19 protein-coding genes and 2 pseudogenes are annotated in these 17,504 nt (G+C 62.0%); 15 read left to right on the forward strand and 6 right to left on the reverse strand.

Annotation, left to right across the window (positions count from 1 at the left end; genetic code table 11):
- Window positions 1-24 precede the first annotated feature (24 nt).
- Together RLEG4DRAFT_RS06215 and RLEG4DRAFT_RS06220 are read right to left on the reverse strand one after the other, a co-directional pair.
- Window positions 25-1,521, reverse strand: a complete 1,497-nt coding sequence (locus tag RLEG4DRAFT_RS06215; protein ID WP_003576141.1) for an NAD-dependent succinate-semialdehyde dehydrogenase — start codon at window positions 1,519-1,521, stop codon at window positions 25-27.
- Between the two features lie 120 nt (window positions 1,522-1,641).
- The gene (locus tag RLEG4DRAFT_RS06220; protein ID WP_003576142.1) at window positions 1,642-2,139 is read right to left on the reverse strand and encodes an Lrp/AsnC family transcriptional regulator; all 498 of its coding nucleotides are present in this window, start codon (window positions 2,137-2,139) and stop codon (window positions 1,642-1,644) included.
- 101 nt (window positions 2,140-2,240) lie between these two features.
- Between RLEG4DRAFT_RS06220 and RLEG4DRAFT_RS06225 the strand changes: the two genes are divergently transcribed.
- The 10 genes from RLEG4DRAFT_RS06225 to doeB all read left to right on the forward strand — a co-directional run bounded on the left by RLEG4DRAFT_RS06225 (window position 2,241) and on the right by doeB (window position 11,841).
- On the forward strand, window positions 2,241-3,626 hold the full coding sequence (locus RLEG4DRAFT_RS06225; protein WP_051040896.1) for a PLP-dependent aminotransferase family protein: 1,386 nt from the start codon (window positions 2,241-2,243) through the stop codon (window positions 3,624-3,626).
- Window positions 3,627-3,748: 122 nt separating this feature from the next.
- Complete coding sequence (gene ehuA / locus RLEG4DRAFT_RS06230; protein ID WP_003576146.1) at window positions 3,749-4,534, forward strand: ectoine/hydroxyectoine ABC transporter ATP-binding protein EhuA; 786 nt, start codon at window positions 3,749-3,751, stop codon at window positions 4,532-4,534.
- Window positions 4,535-4,590: 56 nt separating this feature from the next.
- Complete coding sequence (ehuB, locus tag RLEG4DRAFT_RS06235) at window positions 4,591-5,439, forward strand: ectoine/hydroxyectoine ABC transporter substrate-binding protein EhuB (RefSeq protein WP_003576147.1); 849 nt, start codon at window positions 4,591-4,593, stop codon at window positions 5,437-5,439.
- Between the two features lie 75 nt (window positions 5,440-5,514).
- Window positions 5,515-6,174 carry an ectoine/hydroxyectoine ABC transporter permease subunit EhuC gene (gene ehuC / locus RLEG4DRAFT_RS06240; RefSeq protein ID WP_003576148.1) on the forward strand — a complete coding sequence of 220 codons (660 nt, stop codon included), beginning with the start codon at window positions 5,515-5,517 and terminating at the stop codon, window positions 6,172-6,174.
- A gap of 4 nt (window positions 6,175-6,178) precedes the next feature.
- Window positions 6,179-6,838 (forward strand): ectoine/hydroxyectoine ABC transporter permease subunit EhuD, encoded by a 660-nt coding sequence (gene ehuD / locus RLEG4DRAFT_RS06245; RefSeq protein WP_003576149.1) that lies wholly within the window; start codon window positions 6,179-6,181, stop codon window positions 6,836-6,838.
- A gap of 2 nt (window positions 6,839-6,840) precedes the next feature.
- A complete protein-coding gene (eutA, locus tag RLEG4DRAFT_RS06250; RefSeq protein ID WP_003576150.1) occupies window positions 6,841-7,620 on the forward strand; it encodes an ectoine utilization protein EutA in 780 nt (259 codons plus the stop codon).
- Between the two features lie 4 nt (window positions 7,621-7,624).
- On the forward strand, window positions 7,625-8,623 hold the full coding sequence (gene eutB, locus RLEG4DRAFT_RS06255; RefSeq protein ID WP_037093447.1) for a hydroxyectoine utilization dehydratase EutB: 999 nt from the start codon (window positions 7,625-7,627) through the stop codon (window positions 8,621-8,623).
- Complete coding sequence (gene eutC, locus RLEG4DRAFT_RS06260) at window positions 8,620-9,612, forward strand: ectoine utilization protein EutC (RefSeq protein WP_003576154.1); 993 nt, start codon at window positions 8,620-8,622, stop codon at window positions 9,610-9,612. Before eutB ends, eutC begins: the two co-directional genes overlap by 4 nt.
- A gap of 32 nt (window positions 9,613-9,644) precedes the next feature.
- On the forward strand, window positions 9,645-10,826 hold the full coding sequence (gene doeA, locus RLEG4DRAFT_RS06265) for an ectoine hydrolase DoeA (protein WP_003576156.1): 1,182 nt from the start codon (window positions 9,645-9,647) through the stop codon (window positions 10,824-10,826).
- A 7-nt stretch (window positions 10,827-10,833) separates the two neighbouring features.
- Complete coding sequence (doeB, locus tag RLEG4DRAFT_RS06270; RefSeq protein WP_003576157.1) at window positions 10,834-11,841, forward strand: N(2)-acetyl-L-2,4-diaminobutanoate deacetylase DoeB; 1,008 nt, start codon at window positions 10,834-10,836, stop codon at window positions 11,839-11,841.
- Window positions 11,842-11,868: 27 nt separating this feature from the next.
- On the opposite strand, the gene RLEG4DRAFT_RS06275 is transcribed toward doeB, so the two are convergent.
- Window positions 11,869-13,686 carry a methyl-accepting chemotaxis protein gene (locus RLEG4DRAFT_RS06275; protein WP_037093301.1) on the reverse strand — a complete coding sequence of 606 codons (1,818 nt, stop codon included), beginning with the start codon at window positions 13,684-13,686 and terminating at the stop codon, window positions 11,869-11,871.
- 254 nt (window positions 13,687-13,940) lie between these two features.
- On the opposite strand from RLEG4DRAFT_RS06275, the gene RLEG4DRAFT_RS06280 reads away from it, so the two are divergent.
- Together RLEG4DRAFT_RS06280 and RLEG4DRAFT_RS42400 are read left to right on the forward strand one after the other, a co-directional pair.
- Window positions 13,941-14,189, forward strand: coding sequence for a hypothetical protein (locus RLEG4DRAFT_RS06280; protein WP_003576160.1), 249 nt, complete (start codon window positions 13,941-13,943; stop codon window positions 14,187-14,189).
- Window positions 14,186-14,433, forward strand: a pseudogene (locus tag RLEG4DRAFT_RS42400) (type II toxin-antitoxin system VapC family toxin); the annotation flags it as partial. The gene RLEG4DRAFT_RS06280 and the pseudogene RLEG4DRAFT_RS42400, both read left to right, overlap by 4 nt.
- Here the strand turns inward: RLEG4DRAFT_RS42400 and RLEG4DRAFT_RS54125 are convergent.
- Window positions 14,427-14,598, reverse strand: a pseudogene (locus RLEG4DRAFT_RS54125) (EF-hand domain-containing protein); the annotation flags it as partial. The pseudogenes RLEG4DRAFT_RS42400 and RLEG4DRAFT_RS54125 sit on opposite strands and share 7 nt — an antisense overlap.
- Before the next feature lie 163 nt (window positions 14,599-14,761).
- Here RLEG4DRAFT_RS54125 and RLEG4DRAFT_RS06290 point away from each other — a divergent pair.
- The 3 genes from RLEG4DRAFT_RS06290 to RLEG4DRAFT_RS59880 all read left to right on the forward strand — a co-directional run bounded on the left by RLEG4DRAFT_RS06290 (window position 14,762) and on the right by RLEG4DRAFT_RS59880 (window position 16,591).
- Window positions 14,762-15,403, forward strand: coding sequence for a TetR/AcrR family transcriptional regulator (locus RLEG4DRAFT_RS06290; RefSeq protein WP_003576162.1), 642 nt, complete (start codon window positions 14,762-14,764; stop codon window positions 15,401-15,403).
- A gap of 113 nt (window positions 15,404-15,516) precedes the next feature.
- Window positions 15,517-16,482 carry a DUF1217 domain-containing protein gene (locus RLEG4DRAFT_RS06295; protein ID WP_432416787.1) on the forward strand — a complete coding sequence of 322 codons (966 nt, stop codon included), beginning with the start codon at window positions 15,517-15,519 and terminating at the stop codon, window positions 16,480-16,482.
- A complete protein-coding gene (locus tag RLEG4DRAFT_RS59880; RefSeq protein ID WP_432416788.1) occupies window positions 16,397-16,591 on the forward strand; it encodes a hypothetical protein in 195 nt (64 codons plus the stop codon). Before RLEG4DRAFT_RS06295 ends, RLEG4DRAFT_RS59880 begins: the two co-directional genes overlap by 86 nt.
- Window positions 16,592-16,739: 148 nt before the next feature.
- Here the strand turns inward: RLEG4DRAFT_RS59880 and RLEG4DRAFT_RS06300 are convergent, their stop codons facing one another.
- Window positions 16,740-17,144: a type II toxin-antitoxin system VapC family toxin gene (locus RLEG4DRAFT_RS06300; protein WP_037093303.1), complete on the reverse strand. Its 405-nt coding sequence runs from the start codon at window positions 17,142-17,144 to the stop codon at window positions 16,740-16,742.
- Window positions 17,141-17,410 carry an AbrB/MazE/SpoVT family DNA-binding domain-containing protein gene (locus RLEG4DRAFT_RS06305; protein ID WP_003576165.1) on the reverse strand — a complete coding sequence of 90 codons (270 nt, stop codon included), beginning with the start codon at window positions 17,408-17,410 and terminating at the stop codon, window positions 17,141-17,143. Before RLEG4DRAFT_RS06305 ends, RLEG4DRAFT_RS06300 begins: the two co-directional genes overlap by 4 nt.
- Window positions 17,411-17,504: the final 94 nt, after the last annotated feature.

A 17,504-nucleotide genomic window follows, 5' to 3' on the forward strand; every position in this document is an offset into this window, starting at 1 on the left:
TGAAATGGGCTGACTTGAATGGGGTCAGGCGGCTGTGTCGATGCAGAGATATTTGAGCTCGGTGAAGGCCTCGAGCCCATGGCGCGAACCCTCGCGGCCGAGGCCTGACTGTTTCCAGCCGCCGAAGGGAATTGGGCCGCCGGTAATCTTGACGCGGTTGACCGCCACCATGCCGTATTCCAGCGCGCGGCCGAGGCGCATCTGCCGGGCGCCGTTTTCGGTGACGACATAGGCGACGAGGCCGTATTCGCTATCGTTGGCGCGGGCGATTACCTCTTCTTCGGTGTCGAAGCTGGCAACAGCCGCAACTGGTCCGAAGGTCTCCTCGCGCATGATCAGCGCATCTTCAGCCACGTCCGTCAGCAGCGTCGGCTCATAGAAGAGCCGGCCGGCCTTGTGGCGCTTGCCGCCGGTGACGAGCCGCGCGCCGCGCGCCAGTGCGTCGGAAACATGTTCCTCGACCTTGGCGACGGCGCGTTCATGCATCAGCGGCCCGATGTCGACGCCATCCTCGAAGCCCGTCCCGACCTTGAGCTCGGCGATGCGGGCGGCAAAAGCCTTGGCAAAAGCATCGGCGATCCGCCGCTGGACGAAGATGCGGTTGGCGGCGAGGCAATCCTGGCCTGAGGTGGCAAACTTGGCGTTGACGGCGATCTCGACCGCCTTTTCGACCTCGGTGTCGTCGAAGATGATCAGCGGCGCGTGGCCACCGAGTTCCATGACCAGCCGCTTCATGGTCGGCGCGCATTGGGCGGCGATCAAGCGGCCCACCTCGGTGGAACCGGTGAAGCTCATGGCGCGCAGGCGGCTATCGCTGCACATCCGTCCGACGATCGTTGCGGCATGGCCGGTGACGATGTTGAAGACGCCGGCGGGAATGCCGGCCCTTTCGCCGAGTTCGGCAAGGGCAAGGGCGGAAAGCGGCGTCTCGGAAGAGGGATGGGCGACGACCGTGCAGCCTGCCGCAAGCGCGGCGGCGGCCTTTCGGGTGAGCATGGCAGAGGGGAAATTCCAGGGCGTAACCACGCCGACGACGCCGAGCGCCTCCCGCCGCACGAGCATTTCCGCGCCGGGCAGATGGCTGGTGACGCTCTCGGCATTCAGCCGTTTGCCTTCCTCGGCGTACCATTCGATGAAGGAGGCGGCGTAATCGATCTCGCCGCGCGATTCCGCCTGCGGTTTGCCCTGTTCGAGCGTCATGATCAGTGCGAGATCCTCCCTGGCGGCGAGCATCAGCTCATGCCATTTGCGCAGGATCGCTGCCCGGTGCTGCGGCAGCATGGCGCGCCAGGCGGAGAAGGCCTCCGACGCCGCGTCGATCGCGGTTTCCGTTTCTTCCGCGCCGAGGCTCGCGACCCAGGCCAGCGTCGCTGAAGAGGCCGGATCCGTGACCCCGAAGCTCTTTCCCGCCGCGCCGGCGATCCAGCGGCCGCCGACATAGGCGAGATCGCGCAGGAGGTGACGGTCGGCAAGCTGCGACAGCGCGTCATGAAAGGCGGGGCGGGCAAAAACGGCGGTCATGTCCAATCTCCTCGTTGCGGATGAGCCAAGTCTTCCACGGAAACGGACGAGAGATTGTCTGTTGGCGGATGCGGAAAGAGAGAGATGGTCTAAAGGGCGGCGCACTCGTAGAGAGATTGTCTACGGCGCCGTGTGTTCCTCGCCGTCGGCGACGAAGGACGAAACCGGAAGCACCGTTTCCTCCTTCACCACCTTGGTGACGATGTAGGTGAAGTAGCGGTCGATGCCGAGTTCGCGGTCGAGAAGTCCGTCGACCAGCCGCTGATAGGCGTCGATATCGGCGGCGATGATCTTCAGGATGTAATCGAGGCCGCCGCCGACCGACCAGCAGGCGACGATCTCGGGAATGGCGGTGACGGCGCGCTCGAAGCGCTCGAAATCCGCCTGGCGATGGTTGGCAAGCGTCACTTCCATCATCACGCTGGCGACCGGCGCAATGCGCCGCGGCGCGACGCGTGCGTGGTAGCCAATGATGATCCCAGCCTTTTCGAGCTTGCGCAGCCGCATCCAGCACGGCGTCGGCGACAGGCCGGCCTTTTCGGCCAGCGCCAGCTTGGTAATGCGGCCGTCGCGCTGGACGGCGTCGAGAATACGCAGGTCGATGGCGTCGAGCTTCATAGGGCTTTCTTTAGAAAGAAATCATTTCAAACGCTGCGAAACGACAATGGAAGCGTATTATGGCATTGTCAATTGAACTGATTTTGAGCAGTGTTAAAATCATGACAAAGTGGCGTCCCGATCCCTCGCAACTTCGCCGGCCGGCCTACCTCTCGCTCGCCGAGCAGATTGCCAGCGCGATTACCGACGGCAAGCTTTCCGACGGCGCGCAATTGCCGCCGCATCGCAAGCTGGCTGATGATCTGCATCTTTCCGTGCAGACGGTGAGCCGCGCCTATGAGGAACTCAGCCGCCGGGGGCTGATCTCCGGCGAGATCGGTCGCGGCAGCTTCGTGCAGACGCGGCCGCGCGAGCCGGAGCCACCCTATCTGCCGGAACGGCTGGGAGAGCTGATCGATCTTTCGATCCTGAAGCCGGTCTGCGAGCAGATCCATCTCGACAGGCTGCGCCAGGCCTTCGGCTGGCTTTCGGAAAACCTGCCCTCCAGTTCGGCGCTTTCGTTCCGGCCGAACATGATATTTCCGCGCCACCGCACTGTTGCCACCGAATGGCTGGCGCGCTGCGGGCTGGAGGTATCGCCGCTGAACGTCAGCGTCACCAACGGTGCGACATCGGGCATGACGGTGGCGCTGATGAGCGTTGCGCCGCCCGGCTCGACGGTGGCGACCGAAGCGATCAGCCACCATACGCTGGTGCCGCTCTCCACCTATCTCGGCCTGCATCTCGAGGGGATCGCCATCGACGAGGAAGGCATGATCCCCGAGGCGCTGGATGAGGCCTGCCGGACGGGGCCGATCCGGGCCATCTTCCTGCAGCCCTCGGTGATCAATCCGATGGCGGCGCTGATGAGCGCGAAACGCCGGCAGGCGCTTGCCACGGTGGCCGCCAAACACGACATAGCCATCATTGAAAACGATATTCTCGGCCCAATGGTCGAGGACCGCGCGCCGCCGATGGCGGCATTCGCGCCTGAGCGCACGCTCTACGTCACCAGCTTCACCAAGATCACCGTTCCCGGCTTGCGGATCGGCTATCTCACGGCGCCCGACCGCTATGTCGCCGCCGTCGCCAACCGGCATCTGGTCTCCAACTGGATGGCAACGCCGGCGATGGCCGAGATTGCCACCCGCTGGGTCAGCGACGGCACGGCGATGGAACTGGTCAACTGGCAGCGCCGCGCCCTTTTAAGCCGGCATGCGATCGCGGCGGAGATGCTGGCCGGGCTCACCTACCGATCCCACCCGCAAAGCCTGCACGTATGGCTGCCGCTCTCCGGCAATCATACCGAGGACGGTTTCGTGTCGCAGGCGCGGCTGCACGGTGTGGCGATCGCTCCCGGCAAATCCTTCCGCACCGGCGATCAGGGCTGGACGCCGGCGGTGCGCATTTCGCTTGGGTCGACGACGGAAAGCGAGTTGCGGACCGGGCTCGGGATCGTCGCCTCCCTGGCGCAGGGAAATCCTGAGGAATTGCTGCTTGCAATTTGATGCCAGTGCCCTGTGTTTGGGCAGGCTTAGAATAATTGTCATGATATTATTTTACGAATTGACATGATTTCGATGCGCCGTCATCGTTAGGGCATTGCTTGTCTCAACAGGGAGAGACATGAATGCCTTCGCCCATCATCCGCATCGACAACATCGTCAAGAGATACGGTCCGCTGACCGTGCTCGACGGCCTGTCGATGAATGTCATGCCGGGCGAGAAGCTGGCGCTGATCGGGCCGTCCGGCTCCGGCAAGACGACGATCCTGCGCATTCTGATGACACTGGAGACGATCAGCGGCGGCCATATCGAGGTCGACGGCGACCAACTCTATCACATGCCTGGTAGCAGCGGCCTGGTGCCGGCCGATGAACGGCATCTGCACCGCATGCGCGAAAAGATCGGCATGGTCTTTCAGCACTTCAACCTGTTCCCGCATAAATGCGTGCTCGACAATGTGACGCTGGCGCCGATGCTGACCAAGGGCATCAAGCGGCCCGAGGCCGAAAAGCGGGCGATGGAGCTTCTGGAGATGGTCGGCTTGGCCGACAAGGCCAAGAGCGTCCCGGCACAACTGTCCGGCGGGCAGAAGCAGCGTGTCGCCATCGCCCGGGCACTGGCGCTGTCGCCGAAGATCATGCTGTTTGACGAGGTGACCTCGGCGCTCGACCCGGAACTCGTCGAAGAGGTGCTGAACGTCATGCGGCGGCTTGCCTCCGAGACCGACATGACCATGCTTCTCGTTACCCACGAGATGGGCTTCGCCCATGATTTCGCCGACCGTGTGCTGTTCTTCGATCGCGGCAAGATCGTCGAGGAAGGCAAGCCGGCCGACATCTTTCGCAATCCGACGCAGGAGAGGACGCAGACCTTCCTGCGCAAGATCATTGCGGCGGGGCACCGCGTCTGACCTCAGACATTGCCCGCAAGAACAAACTCAAAGGAAAATCAGAGGAGTTGGGAACGATGAAAGCAGGATATCTTTTGACCGCCGCCAGCCTGTCGGTGCTGCTGATGGCCGCCACCGGCCCGGCATCGGCTGCCGATGACAAGCTCGAACAGCTGAAGGAACAGGGCTTTGCCCGTATCGCCATCGCCAACGAGCCGCCGTTCACGGCCGTCGGCGCCGATGGCAAGGTTTCGGGCGCCGCCCCCGACGTGGCGCGCGCGATCTTCGAAAAGCTGGGCGTCAAGGAAGTGGTCGCGTCTATCTCCGAATACGGCGCGATGATCCCCGGCCTGCAGGCCGGCCGCCATGACGCGATCACCGCCGGCCTGTTCATGAAGCCCGAGCGTTGCAATGCCGTCGCCTATTCCGAACCGATCCTCTGCGACGCCGAAGCTTTCGCGCTCAAGAAGGGTAACCCGCTGAAGCTCACGAGCTACAAGGACATCGCCGACAATCCGGATGCCAAGATCGGCGCGCCGGGCGGCGGCACCGAGGAGAAGCTGGCGCTTGAGGCCGGCGTGCCGCGCGACCGCGTCATCGTCGTTCCGGATGGCCAGAGCGGCATCAAGATGCTGCAGGACGGCCGCATCGACGTCTATTCGCTGCCGGTTCTGTCGATCCACGACCTGATGGCCAAGGCGAACGATCCGAACCTCGAAACCGTCGCCCCCGTGGTCAATGCGCCGGTCTATTGCGATGGCGCCGCCTTCCGCAAGCAGGACGTCGCGCTGCGCGACGCCTTCGACGTCGAGCTGAAGAAGCTGAAGGAATCGGGCGAATTCGCCAAGATCATCGAACCTTACGGCTTCTCGGCCAAGGCTGCGATGTCGACGAGCCGCGAAAAGCTCTGCGCCGCGGCGAAGTAAGCACAGGTAGCCGGCCGGTCATGCCGTGGCATGGCCGGTTTGTCGCCGAACGATCTCCAGAGAAGCGAGTTGCCGATGTCGGTATGGTCCGGCTATCTGACACTGATCCTTGAGGGCGCCCTGGTGACGCTCGAACTGACGGTCATGGGCTCGGCGCTGGCGCTGGTCATGGCGTTCGTCGCTGGTCTCGGCCGCCTGTCGCGCTTCTTCGCCATCCGGGCTCTGGCGACCACCTATATCGAGTTCTTCCGTGGCACTTCGATCTTCGTGCAGCTCTTCTGGGTGTATTTCGTGTTGCCCTTCGCGGGATTGACGCTGACGCCGCTGCAGGCGGGCGTGCTGGCGCTCGGTCTGAATGTCGGCGCCTATGGCGCGGAGGTGGTGCGCGGCGCCGTCAAGTCGGTCGGTCGGGAACAGTCGGAAGCCTGCATCGCGCTCAACCTGTCGCGCTATCAGCGCATGCGCCACATCATCCTGCCGCAGGCGCTGCCGCTGATGCTGCCGACCTTCTGCAACAATGCGATCGAACTCCTGAAGGGCACGGCCGTCGTGTCGCTGATCTCACTGACGGATATGACCTTTCAAGCGCAGGTCGTGCGGGCGCAGACCGGCAATACGCTGGTGCCCTTCGCGACAATCCTCATCCTCTATTTTCTCATGGCCTTGGCGATTTCCGCGGCCATGCGCCGACTGGAGCGGCGCATGGCACGCGGCGTCGACGGCATAAGGACCTGATCATATGGAATGGGATTGGGACTTCGTCTGGCAGATCATGCCGACCCTTCTCGAAGGGTTCAAGATCACCATTCTCGCGACCATCCTCGGCGCTGCCGTCGCCATGGTCGTCGGCCTTGGCCTCGCCATTGCGCGGCGGTCGCCGGTCGCCGCCGTTTCCAGGACCGTCGCTTTCGTCTCCGAGTTCATCCGCGGTACGCCGCTTTTGGTGCAGCTCTACTTCATCTTTTACGTGCTGCCGGATATCGGCATCCGGCTGGCGCCGCTGGTGGCAGGCGTCATCGGCATGGGCATTCACTATGCGACCTATACCGCCGAGGTCTATCGTGCCGGTATCGAGAATGTGCCGCGCGGACAATGGGAGGCGGCCAAGGCCACCAATCTGACGACGCGCCAAGCCTGGATCCACGTGATCCTGCCGCAGGCGATCCCGCCGATGATCCCGGCGCTCGCCAATTATTTCATCGCCATGTTCAAGGAGACGCCGCTGCTTTCGGCGATCACCGTGCTCGAACTGATGAACCAGGCCAAAAGCATCGCCAACAGCAACTATCGCTATATCGAGCCGATGACGCTGGTCGGGGTCTTCTTTCTCGTTATCAGTCTGATCTCGGTCGTGGGCTTGCGCTGGCTCGAGGAACGTTACGCCAGGATGGATGACTGACCATGACCGCAAAGATCGAGATCATCCCCGCCGGCCGGGCGCCGCGACTGGAGGACCGGCCGCTCAAAAAACGCGTTGGTCTGGTGATCCTCGCCACCGACCATACGACCGAGGTCGATTTTCAGCGTATGGTCGCCAGCGACGATATCGGCGTCTATGTCAGCCGCATCCACTACGCCAATCCCGTTACCCCCGAAAACCTTTTGAAGATGCAGCCGTCGCTGACGGCGGGTGCAGCCTTGATCCTCCCGGACGAGGCGCTGGATGCGGTCATGTATTCCTGCACCTCGGCCTCGGTCGTCATCGGCGACCGCAACATCGAAGCGGCGCTCCATGCTGCCAAACCCGGCGCTCCGGTAGTGACGCCGACGGCGGCGGCGGTGAAGGGGCTGCAGGCGCTCGGCGCCAGACGGATTTCGGTACTGACGCCCTATACGATCGAGACCAGCCGGCCGATGGCCGATTATTTTGCCGGTCTCGGCTTTACGATCGACCGCTTCACCTGTCTGGGTCTCTCTGACGACCGCGAGATGGCGCGGATTGCACCCGACGAAATTACTGCCTTCTCGCGCCAGGCGATGGCGCCGCAATCCGATGCACTGTTCATCTCCTGCACGGCGGTGCGCGCGGCACAGGTCGCGGCCGGGATCGAAGCCGAGATCGGCAGGCCAGTGGTTACAAGTAATCTCGCCACCGCCTGGGCTTGCCTGAGGCTCTGCGGCAATGATCGGCCGCGGCCCGAACTCGGGCGGTTGATGACCATACCCTATCCGGAGGGCTGAGATGATGACGAGCAGATTGCCGGTTTCGCTGGAAGATATCCGCGCTGCGGCGCGCCGGATAACTGGCCGGGTGCGCGTGACTGCAATGGCGCAGTCGGTTTCGCTCGGTGAAATCGCCGGCGTGCCCGTCCATCTCAAGCTCGAACACCAGCAGTCGACCGGCAGCTTCAAGCTGCGCGGGGCGACCAATGCGGTGCTGTCATTGTCGCAGGCGGAACGGGCGCGCGGCGTCGTCGCGGCCTCGACTGGAAATCACGGCCGGGCGCTTGCCTATGCGGCAAAGGCGGAAGGTTCGGTCGCGGCGATCTGCATGTCGCGGCTGGTGCCTGAGAATAAGGTTTCGGAGATCCGCCGCCTCGGCGCCGATGTCCGCATTATCGGGCGCTCGCAGGACGAGGCGCAGCAGGAGGTTGACCGGCTGGTGCGCGAGGAGGGGCTGGTGATGGTCCCGCCCTTCGACCATCCCGCCGTCGTGGCGGGGCAGGGCACGCTCGGGCTCGAAATCATCGAGGCATTGCAGGAGGTGTCGACAGTGCTGGTGCCGCTTTCGGGCGGCGGCCTTGCGGCGGGCGTCGCTGCCGCGATCAAGGGCGTCAATCCGAAGACCAAGGTGATCGGCCTGACGATGGAGCGGGGTGCGGCGATGAAAGCGAGCCTCGATGCCGGAGAGCCGGTGCAGGTCGAGGAATTGCCGAGCCTTGCCGACTCGCTCGGCGGCGGCATCGGCCTCGATAATCGCGTGACCTTTGCCATGTGCCGCGATCTGCTCGACGACGTCATCTTGCTTTCGGAGGCGGAAATCGCGGCCGGCATGCGCCATGCCTATGCCGCCGAACGCGAGATCGTCGAGGGAGCGGCAGCCGTTGGCATCGCAGCCCTTCTTGCCGGAAAGGTCAGGGCCGATGGCCCCGTCGTTGCGATCCTGTCCGGACGGAATGTCGACATGGAGCAGCACCGGCGCGTGATCAATGGCGAGATGCTGTTTGCGGAGGGTGGGCGATGAACCGGATGATCATTCTGACCGAAGCGGAATTGCGAAAGGTCGTCGGGCTCGATCGTGACGCCGTCTCCTGCATCGAGCAGGCTTTCGCAGCGCTGGCGACCAAGGCGGTCGCCATGCCGCCGATCCTGCGGCTCGATATTCCCGAGCATCGCGGCGAGGTCGATGTGAAGACCGCCTATATCCCCGGCGTCGAAGGTTTCGCGATCAAGATCAGTCCCGGTTTCTTCGACAATCCCAAGCTCGGCCTGCCGAGCACCAACGGCATGATGGTGCTGCTGTCGAGCCGGACCGGGCTGGTGCAGGCGCTGCTGCTGGACAATGGTTACCTCACCGATGTGCGCACCGCAGCGGCAGGCGCGGTGGCGGCGAAACATTTGTCGCGCGAGAATTCCACCGTCGCCGCGATCTTTGGAGCCGGCATGCAGGCGGGGCTGCAGCTCGAAGCGCTGACGCTGGTGCGGCCGATCCGTGAAGCGAGGATATGGGCGCGCGATAGCGCAAAGGCTGAAGCCGCCGCCGCGGACCTGACGGAAAAGCTCGGGTTTTCCGTCACCGCGACATCGGACCCGAGACGTGCAGTTTCCGGCGCCGATATCATCGTGACCACCACGCCCTCGGAAAAACCGATCGTCGAGGCCGGGTGGCTCGAAGCCGGCCAGCATCTGACGGCGATGGGCTCGGATGCGGAACACAAGAACGAGATCGATCCGGCCGCGATTGCCGCCGCCGGCCTCTATGTCGCTGACAGCCTGAAGCAGACGCGCCGCCTCGGCGAGCTGCATCACGCGATCGAGGCCGGATTGGTCGCGGGCGATGCCGATTTCGCCGAGCTCGGCCAGATCGTTGCCGGCAAGACGCAGGGGCGGACAAGCAAAGACCAGATCACCATCGCGGACCTCACGGGAACCGGCATCCAGGATACTGCCATCGCCACGCTCGCCTTTGCGCGGGCCGGTGCGGCGACGGCCGGAACCACATTCGAAAGCTGACCGGTACTGCGCCGGACAAGAAGGGAAGAGACATGACCCAGCCCAATCTCAAATTCTCGCTCGGCGAATATGCCGCGCGGCTGGAAAAGACACGCCGTGCCATGGAGGCGAAGGGTGTCGAGCTTTTGATCGTCAGCGACCCCTCGAACATGGCCTGGTTGACCGGCTATGACGGCTGGTCCTTCTACGTCCACCAGGCGGTGATCGTGCCGCCGTCCGGCGAGCCGATCTGGTTCGGCCGCGGCCAGGATGCCAATGGCGCCAAGTTCACCGCCTATTTGAAGCACGACAATATCGTCGGCTATCCCGATCACTACGTGCAATCGACCGAACGCCATCCGATGGATTATCTCTCCGGCATCCTGACCGAGCGCGGCTTCGGCAAGCTGACGATCGGCGTCGAAATGGACAATTACTGGTTCTCGGCCGCCGCCTTTGCCGCGCTGCAGAAGCATTTGCCGAATGCCCGTTTCGTCGACGCCACCGCGCTCGTCAACTGGCAGCGCGCCGTCAAGAGCGAGACCGAAATCAAATACATGCGCAACGCCGCCCGCATCGTCGAGGCGATGCACGCCCGCATCTTCGACAAGATCGAAGTCGGCATGCGCAAATGCGATCTGGTCGCCGAAATCTACGATGCCGGCACCCGCGGCGTCGACGGCATCGGCGGCGACTACCCGGCGATCGTGCCGCTGTTGCCGTCGGGCGTCGAGGCGTCGGCCCCGCATCTGACCTGGGACGACCGGCCGATGAAGAAGGGTGAGGGCACCTTCTTCGAGATCGCCGGCTGCTACAATCGTTACCATCTGCCGCTGTCGCGCACCGTCTTCCTCGGCAAACCGACGCAGGCCTTTCTCGATGCCGAAAAGGCAACGCTGGAGGGTATGGAAGCAGGCCTTGCGGTCGCAAAGCCCGGCAACACCTGCGAGGACATCGCCAACGCCTTCTTCGGCGTCTTGAAGAAATACGGCATCGTCAAGGACAACCGCACGGGCTACCCGATCGGCCTGTCCTATCCGCCGGACTGGGGCGAGCGCACCATGAGCCTGCGCCCCGGCGACCGGACGGAATTGAAGCCCGGCATGACCTTCCATTTCATGACCGGCCTCTGGCTTGAGGATATGGGTTTCGAGACGACCGAAAGCATTCTCATCACCGAGAGCGGCGTCGAATGTTTCGCGAATGTGCCGCGCAAACTAATGGTCAAGGATTGAGGCTGTCATGAACGAGATTGCCTTGCGCCCGTCGCCGATCAGCGCGACGGTGGATTTCGCCGCCGAGGGCGTCCAGCACGGTTTCCTCCGGCTGCCTTATAGCCGAGACGATTCCGCCTGGGGATCGGTGATGATCCCGATCACGGTCGTCAGCAACGGCAAGGGGCCGACGGCGCTTCTGACCGGCGGCAATCACGGCGACGAGTATGAAGGGCCGATCGCGCTTTTCGATCTCGCCCGCACCCTGAAGGCCCAGGAGGTCAGCGGCAGGGTCATCATCGTGCCGGCGATGAATTATCCGGCGTTCCTGGCGGGAACCAGGACGTCGCCGATCGACCGGGGCAATATGAACCGCAGCTTCCCGGGCCGGCCGGATGGGACGGTGACCGAGAAGATCGCCGACTATTTCCAGCGTGTGCTGCTGCCGATGGCCGATATCGTCCTCGACTTTCATTCCGGCGGCAAGACGCTCGATTTCCTGCCGTTCTGCGCAGCCCACATTCTTCAGAACAAACAACAGGAAGCGCAGGCTTTCGAGCTCGTGACGGCCTTTGCCGCGCCCTATTCGATGAAGATGCTGGAGATCGATGCGGTCGGCATGTACGACACGGCGGCCGAAGAGATGGGCAAGGTCTTCATCACCACGGAACTCGGCGGCGGCGGGACGGCTACGGCCAAGAGTGCTGCGATTGCCAAGCGCGGCACCATGAATGTGCTGCGCCGTGCCGGAATCGTTGCGGGCGCCGCCGATATCGGTCCGACCACGTGGCTCGACATGCCGGACGGCCGCTGTTTCTCCTTTGCGGAGGAGGGCGGCCTCATCGAGCCTCTCATCGATCTCGGTGAAGCCGCCAGTGAGGATGCCGTCATCGCCCTCATCCATCCAACCGGACGAACCGGGGAGGCGCCGCGCGAGATCCGTGCCGGCATGGCCGGCATTCTCTGCGCCCGGCATTTCCCGGGGCTGGTCAAACCAGGCGATTGCGTTGCCGTCGTCGCAATCGTCGATGAATGAGGTGAACGGAATAGCCCGAGCGGAGCGTCAGGCGGCTTGACGCGGCCTTGACATGCTGGCTGCCGCGTCGATCTGAAAGCGCTTGACGACGCCCTCCAGTGTCTGCGTTTGGGCGCCGAGCGCGCGGCAGGCCGAAGCGGTCTCGACGGCCATCGTCGCGTTGTGTTGCGTCACCTGGTCGAGAGCATTGACCGAGGCATTGATCTCTCGGATCGCGACCGCCTGCTCGGAGGACACAGAAACAATCCGGGCGATCAGCCCGGCAACCTGCTCGACCTGACCTTCGATTTCCTGAAGCGCCTTGCCGGTGCGGTTGACGAGCTCCACCCCGGTGGAGACTTGAGACGAGGATGTGGAAATCAGAGCCCTGATCTCCTTGGCGGCGTTGGCCGAGCGCATGGCGAGTTCGCGCACCTCCTGCGCCACGACGGCAAAGCCCTTGCCCGCTTCGCCTGCGCGGGCCGCTTCAACCCCGGCATTGAGCGCCAGAAGATTGGTCTGGAAGGCGATTTCATCGATGACGTTGACGATGTCGCCGATCTGCGAGGACGAGCCTTCGATCCTTTCCATGGCGGCGATCGCTTCGCGGACGACGGCTGCCGAATGTTCGGCGCTCTTGCGGGTCTCGGCCATCATGCCGGTCGCCTTGCCGGCATGATCGGAGGCGTCTTTCGCCTTGGCATTCATCTCGCCGAGCGCGGTTGTGGCCTCTTCGAGCATCGCGGCTTGCTGCTCCGTACGCGATGCGAGGCTCTCGGTTGCACCCGTAATGTCGGCCGAGGCGCTATCCACTTGTTTGGAGGTTTGGGCGATCTCGGCCATCGAGGCGCAAAGTGCGTCCATGCTGTCGTTGAACTTGGCGCGCAAAGTCTCGTAAGCGGCGGCAAAGGGTGTGGCGATCCGGCAATCGAGATTGCCGTGCGATAGCTGGTCCAAGCCGTGGGTCAGCTGGGCGATCACCGTTTCGCGGACCTGCTCCTCGGCGGCCTTTTCGGCCATCTGGCTGCGTTCGCGTTCAAATTCCGCATCGCGACCCGCCGTCTCGCGCTTCTGCGCATCCTGCCGCTCGAGCGCGTTGCGGCGAAAGACCGCCACGGCCTTGGACATGGCCCCGATTTCGTCGGAACGGTCGGCATAGGGAACGTCTGTGGAGAAATCGCCATCGGCGAGGTTGCCCATATAGGCCTTCATGCCGTCGAGCGGGACGATGGCCCGGCGGCGCAGGAGATACAGCCCGACCAGCAGGAGCCCGAAGGATCCGAAGCCCGCCGCACCGGCATAGATCGTCCAGGTGACGATTTCCGAGGCGGCATTGCGCTCCTCGCCCTTCAGGAAGGCATCGGAATTTGCAACGAGTTTCTCGACCGCGTCCTGGTGCGAATGAAAGGCGACACGCAACTGCTCGATCGCCCCGTGCGCCTTGTCTTCATCCCTGGCATTCAGCGCCGGGATGATCTCACGGTTCATCACGTCCCAGAATGTATCGCCCTTGGCGAGGACATCGTTTTCAAGCTCGTCCTTCAAAGACTGCGGCAGCCGGGTGGTTTTCCAATAAGCGCGGCGGTCGTCGTAAGCGGCTTTGAGATTGGCGATCTTGGCGAGATTGGTGGCGGTGAGTTCGGGAAATTTGCTCGCCTCGAAGGAGAGCATGTAGGACTCGACGACAAACAGCGGCGGCGGCAGGATATCGGCGATCAGATCCTTGCCATAGACGACCTGCTCGTAAACCGGGCCGTTGACTTTCAGCCGTTCGAGGGCCGATTGCTGCAACCCGATCGACATGAAAAGGCCTGCTGAAACGGCGACACCAAATGCCACCAAACTACGGGCAATAGTAAAAGCCAAGGTCGTCTCCAAATAACTTGTGGCCTCTGCGCGTCGAGATGCCTGATCTACGTACTGCATTATTTCGCGTGAACGCTGAAATATGGTTAATTCTTCTGGGTGTCAGAGGTTGACTGGCCTGTCCGGGGCGGCGGCAGGCGTCCAAAATTGGGTGGATGATGAATTGTCGAAACTATTTTTGGTGCCAAGCCATCACCTGCCGCATTGATGGCTTACCGGGAAAGCGCCGTATCTCTTGCCAAGGAGAGATTAACATGGCTGAACCTCAGCTTTCCGTACGAAGCGCGAGGGCGCGTGATCTTGCTCACCGGCTTGCCCGCCGTGAAAACCGCTCGATAGCCGACGTTGTCGAACGGGCGCTCGAATTCTATGAGGTACGCGAAGACGGTCGTGAGCCGGCATCATCCTTCTACACAAGGCTTTCGCAGCAAAGCGGGACGGATATCGACCTTGAAGCCGTCCTCAAGGAAGGCCGGCAGATGAACGATGGCATCGAGCTTTGATTTTTCTCGAGACCAACATTGTTACGGAAACTTTGAGGAAATCGTCCGATGAAGCGGTGTTCGCATGGCTCGTTCGCCATGATGCTGAATTGACTCTGACGACTGTGACGATTGCCGAGATCACTTTCGGCAGACGATCCGGCCTGATCAACGAGCCGAACGCCTCGAGGGGGGACTGTCCGACTGGCTGCGGCGCTTCGCGGACCGGATTTTTGGCCTGACCGAAGAGGCCGCTCTTAGATGGGACATGAGTTTCTCGGCGCTGTCGGTCGAGTATTTGCCGGTCTGCTGGCTTGTGGTTGATTTTTTTGCCGAAACCGTATTACAGGATAGGATGTCCTCGGATGCGGATGTCGAGCTCTTGCTAGGAATAGGAAAAAATTGATGTTGCGGCGGAAATGGTCGCCATAAGCGCTCTCCATCGTGAGGGTGGGGATGCAACGCATTACAGAACTTATGAGTTCTCTAAATCGAAATTGCTAATGCCACAACCGAAAAAATCATGCCTCAGAAATCGCAGTTCGCTTTTCAGGGTCGTCGGCGTGCGTTTCGGTAAAGCGGTTTAGATTGCCATGGATGGTGAGCCCGCAGATGAGCCGCGCAAGCGAGGCCGGCCGAAAGTCTCCAGCGATGAGGACAAGCGGACGCATATCGTCGAAATCGCCCGCCGTGTTTTTGTAAAATACGGTTACGCCGGGAGCACCACCGCCGTGGTCGCCACCGAGGCAGGCGTTTCGAAGCAGACGCTCTACAAGCTGTTTCAGAGCAAGGAAGAGCTGTTTGCCGCCGTGGTCGGCGCGCATCGGCGTCTGATGCTCGACCTGCCGAGGCCCGCGGAAGACCTTCCGATCACCCAGAGTCTCGAACATATCTTCATGATCGACATGGATGAGGAGAAGGATGCGGATCGCGCCGGTTTTCTGCAGCTTGTCTTTCGCGAAGCGTCGCAGTTTCCGGAGCTTATCGATATTCTGCAGCGCGAAGGCATGCTTGCCAGCCGTCAACACCTTGCCGACTGGTTGAGCGATCGCCGGGCGGAAGGCAAGTTGAGGCTTGACGATCCGGCGAGCGGAGCCCGGATGCTGATGGACATGATCTTCGGAGGTATGGGCCCGCCGGAAGGGCGCGCCCAGGCTTGGCCCGAGCGGGCCGAACTGCTCGCCCATCTTCGGCGCTGCATCGCGATCTTCGCCTCCGGCGTCGGGGCCTCGTAAACCCGAAAAGCGATCCTTCGGCTTTTGTCTTCCAATTTCCATTTTGGATGAATTATAGAACTGTAGAGTTCTTTTATATTGATTCGGCCACATGAATATGGCCGCGCATCGCCATGACCGGCGACGACATCCCAGCAAAGATCGAGTTTTCACCGTGGCTGCCGGCAGGCTTTCGCGCGCGCTGGCGCGCCTATGAAAAAGGGACAGACGTTGGTTTCCACCTATGTAAGCTATCTCGCAGTCGCGCGAAATCTGAACGCCAGCCTCTCGATCGTGGCGTCTCAGGCCACAAAAGTCCATGTCAACAGCCGGGACGACACCGGTTCGTCGCCTTTCTCAAAGCCTTCAACTTCGACAGCGATGGCGACGTCACCGTTCCCTTGCAAGCCATGTCGGAATCCGTCGTTGACGACTATGCCGCCTATTATAAGCAGAACAAGATCCGCTACCTCGACGGGGACGAACTGACCGAGGCGACCGACGCGGCGGATGATGAGATCACCTATTTCCGCAAGCAGATGGCGACGATCACGACCGCGAGCGAATTTCTGGCCGATGATCGCCTGGTGTCCCTGGCGCTCCAGGCGAAGGGGCTCGACCCGGACGATGTCACGTCGGAGCAATTGGAGAAGATGTTTTCTTCCGATCTCGACGACGAAGACAGTTACGTCAACAAGCTGGACGACAGTCGCTTCGCCGAACTCGTCGGCGCGTTTAATTTCGACCAGGACGGCAATATTTCCGCCGACCCCACAGAGACTGTGCAGCAGCGCGGCGACGTGCTGGAAACCATCGACTCCTATGTCAGGCTGACGCTCGAAGACGACCAGGGCGACAGCAACACCGGCGTGCGCCTCGCGCTCTACTTCCAGCGCAAGGCGCCGGAAATATCGAGCGCCTACGACATTCTGGGCGACAGCGCGCTCTTCGAGTTCTTTACTACGACCTTCAACCAGCTATGTCTCGAACATGGACGTCGACAAGCAAGCCGAGATGGTCGACAACTTCATCGAGATCAAGGATCTGGCAGATCCCGACAAAGTCGACGATCTGATCAAACGCTTCACCGCCATGTATGATATCGCCAACGGCACGGGCACCACGTCGACAGCACTTTCGATCCTGACCGGCTCAGCGAGCATCAGCGCCGACACGCTGCTTGCGATGGCGCAACTGAAGACCGGCTGAGTGACCTGACCGAACTGCATCATCACCCATGGCAGGGCAGGGGCTGCCGTCTGCGCCGCTGCGCTACCGAGATCTCGGAGAGCATGGCCGGCTGAGCATCACCACGCGTAAAACGGATGCGTCAGGACGATGGACAGATCTATCGCAGTCAACTCAACCAGTTCTCGACGTGCAAAGCACGGACACGCGTGAATTCCCCCATATTGGCCGTCACCAGAACAGCTCCGAGGGCAGAGGCATGGGCGGCGATCAACATGTCATTCGGACCGATAGGTTTACCAATGGCCTCCAGTTCAGCCCGGATGCCGCCGTATTCGGTATCGGCGGGCACGTCCAGCGCGAGCACCGGTACGCTGCCGAGTATCGCCTCGATTTGTGCCAGAAGTTTCGGTGATCCCTTCTTGGCGCAGCCGTAGCGCAACTCGGACGCCGTGATGATACTGACACAGATTGCATCCGGCCCAACCTCGCCGATTCGTCGGGCGACGCTGCCCTTCGGGTTTCGAGCAAGTTCGGACACGATATTGGTGTCCAGCATATAAAGCCTGCTCACAGGTCGATTTCCTTCGCGGGAAGCAAGGTCTCGTCGACATCGGGGAACTGATCTTCAGGACCAAGCACGTCTAAACCAGCCAGAATATCCAGCAGATTCTTGCGGCGCACCGGCTCGATGATGAGCCGATCGCCATCCCGGTGGATCATCACTCGATCGCCGGGTAGCTCAAAGTCAGCCGGGATGCGGACGGCCTGGCTCTTGTTGTTTCGGAAAAGTTTGGCCTCGCGCGGAGGGACAAGTCCTTGGCCTTGACGATGCGGCACAACAGCCTCCTGTGCATATACACATGCATATACATGGCTCTGATGAAGGTTTCAAGGGTTGTCTATATTCTATCGCCAATTGCGCGTTTCCATC

The organism is Rhizobium leguminosarum bv. trifolii WSM2297 (genome assembly GCF_000271845.1).

Bases quoted from the DNA above. Each gene is read 5' to 3' on its own strand.
- RLEG4DRAFT_RS06215 (WP_003576141.1), bottom strand. From the start codon at position 1,521: ATGACCGCCGTTTTTGCCCGCCCCGCCTTTCATGACGCGCTGTCGCAG.
- RLEG4DRAFT_RS06220 (WP_003576142.1), bottom strand. From the start codon at position 2,139: ATGAAGCTCGACGCCATCGACCTGCGTATTCTCGACGCCGTCCAGCGC.
- RLEG4DRAFT_RS06225 (WP_051040896.1), top strand. From the start codon at position 2,241: ATGACAAAGTGGCGTCCCGATCCCTCGCAACTTCGCCGGCCGGCCTAC.
- ehuA (WP_003576146.1), top strand. From the start codon at position 3,749: ATGCCTTCGCCCATCATCCGCATCGACAACATCGTCAAGAGATACGGT.
- ehuB (WP_003576147.1), top strand. From the start codon at position 4,591: ATGAAAGCAGGATATCTTTTGACCGCCGCCAGCCTGTCGGTGCTGCTG.
- ehuC (WP_003576148.1), top strand. From the start codon at position 5,515: ATGTCGGTATGGTCCGGCTATCTGACACTGATCCTTGAGGGCGCCCTG.
- ehuD (WP_003576149.1), top strand. From the start codon at position 6,179: ATGGAATGGGATTGGGACTTCGTCTGGCAGATCATGCCGACCCTTCTC.
- eutA (WP_003576150.1), top strand. From the start codon at position 6,841: ATGACCGCAAAGATCGAGATCATCCCCGCCGGCCGGGCGCCGCGACTG.
- eutB (WP_037093447.1), top strand. From the start codon at position 7,625: ATGACGAGCAGATTGCCGGTTTCGCTGGAAGATATCCGCGCTGCGGCG.
- eutC (WP_003576154.1), top strand. From the start codon at position 8,620: ATGAACCGGATGATCATTCTGACCGAAGCGGAATTGCGAAAGGTCGTC.
- doeA (WP_003576156.1), top strand. From the start codon at position 9,645: ATGACCCAGCCCAATCTCAAATTCTCGCTCGGCGAATATGCCGCGCGG.
- doeB (WP_003576157.1), top strand. From the start codon at position 10,834: ATGAACGAGATTGCCTTGCGCCCGTCGCCGATCAGCGCGACGGTGGAT.
- RLEG4DRAFT_RS06280 (WP_003576160.1), top strand. From the start codon at position 13,941: ATGGCTGAACCTCAGCTTTCCGTACGAAGCGCGAGGGCGCGTGATCTT.
- RLEG4DRAFT_RS06290 (WP_003576162.1), top strand. From the start codon at position 14,762: ATGGATGGTGAGCCCGCAGATGAGCCGCGCAAGCGAGGCCGGCCGAAA.
- RLEG4DRAFT_RS06295 (WP_432416787.1), top strand. From the start codon at position 15,517: ATGACCGGCGACGACATCCCAGCAAAGATCGAGTTTTCACCGTGGCTG.
- RLEG4DRAFT_RS59880 (WP_432416788.1), top strand. From the start codon at position 16,397: ATGGTCGACAACTTCATCGAGATCAAGGATCTGGCAGATCCCGACAAA.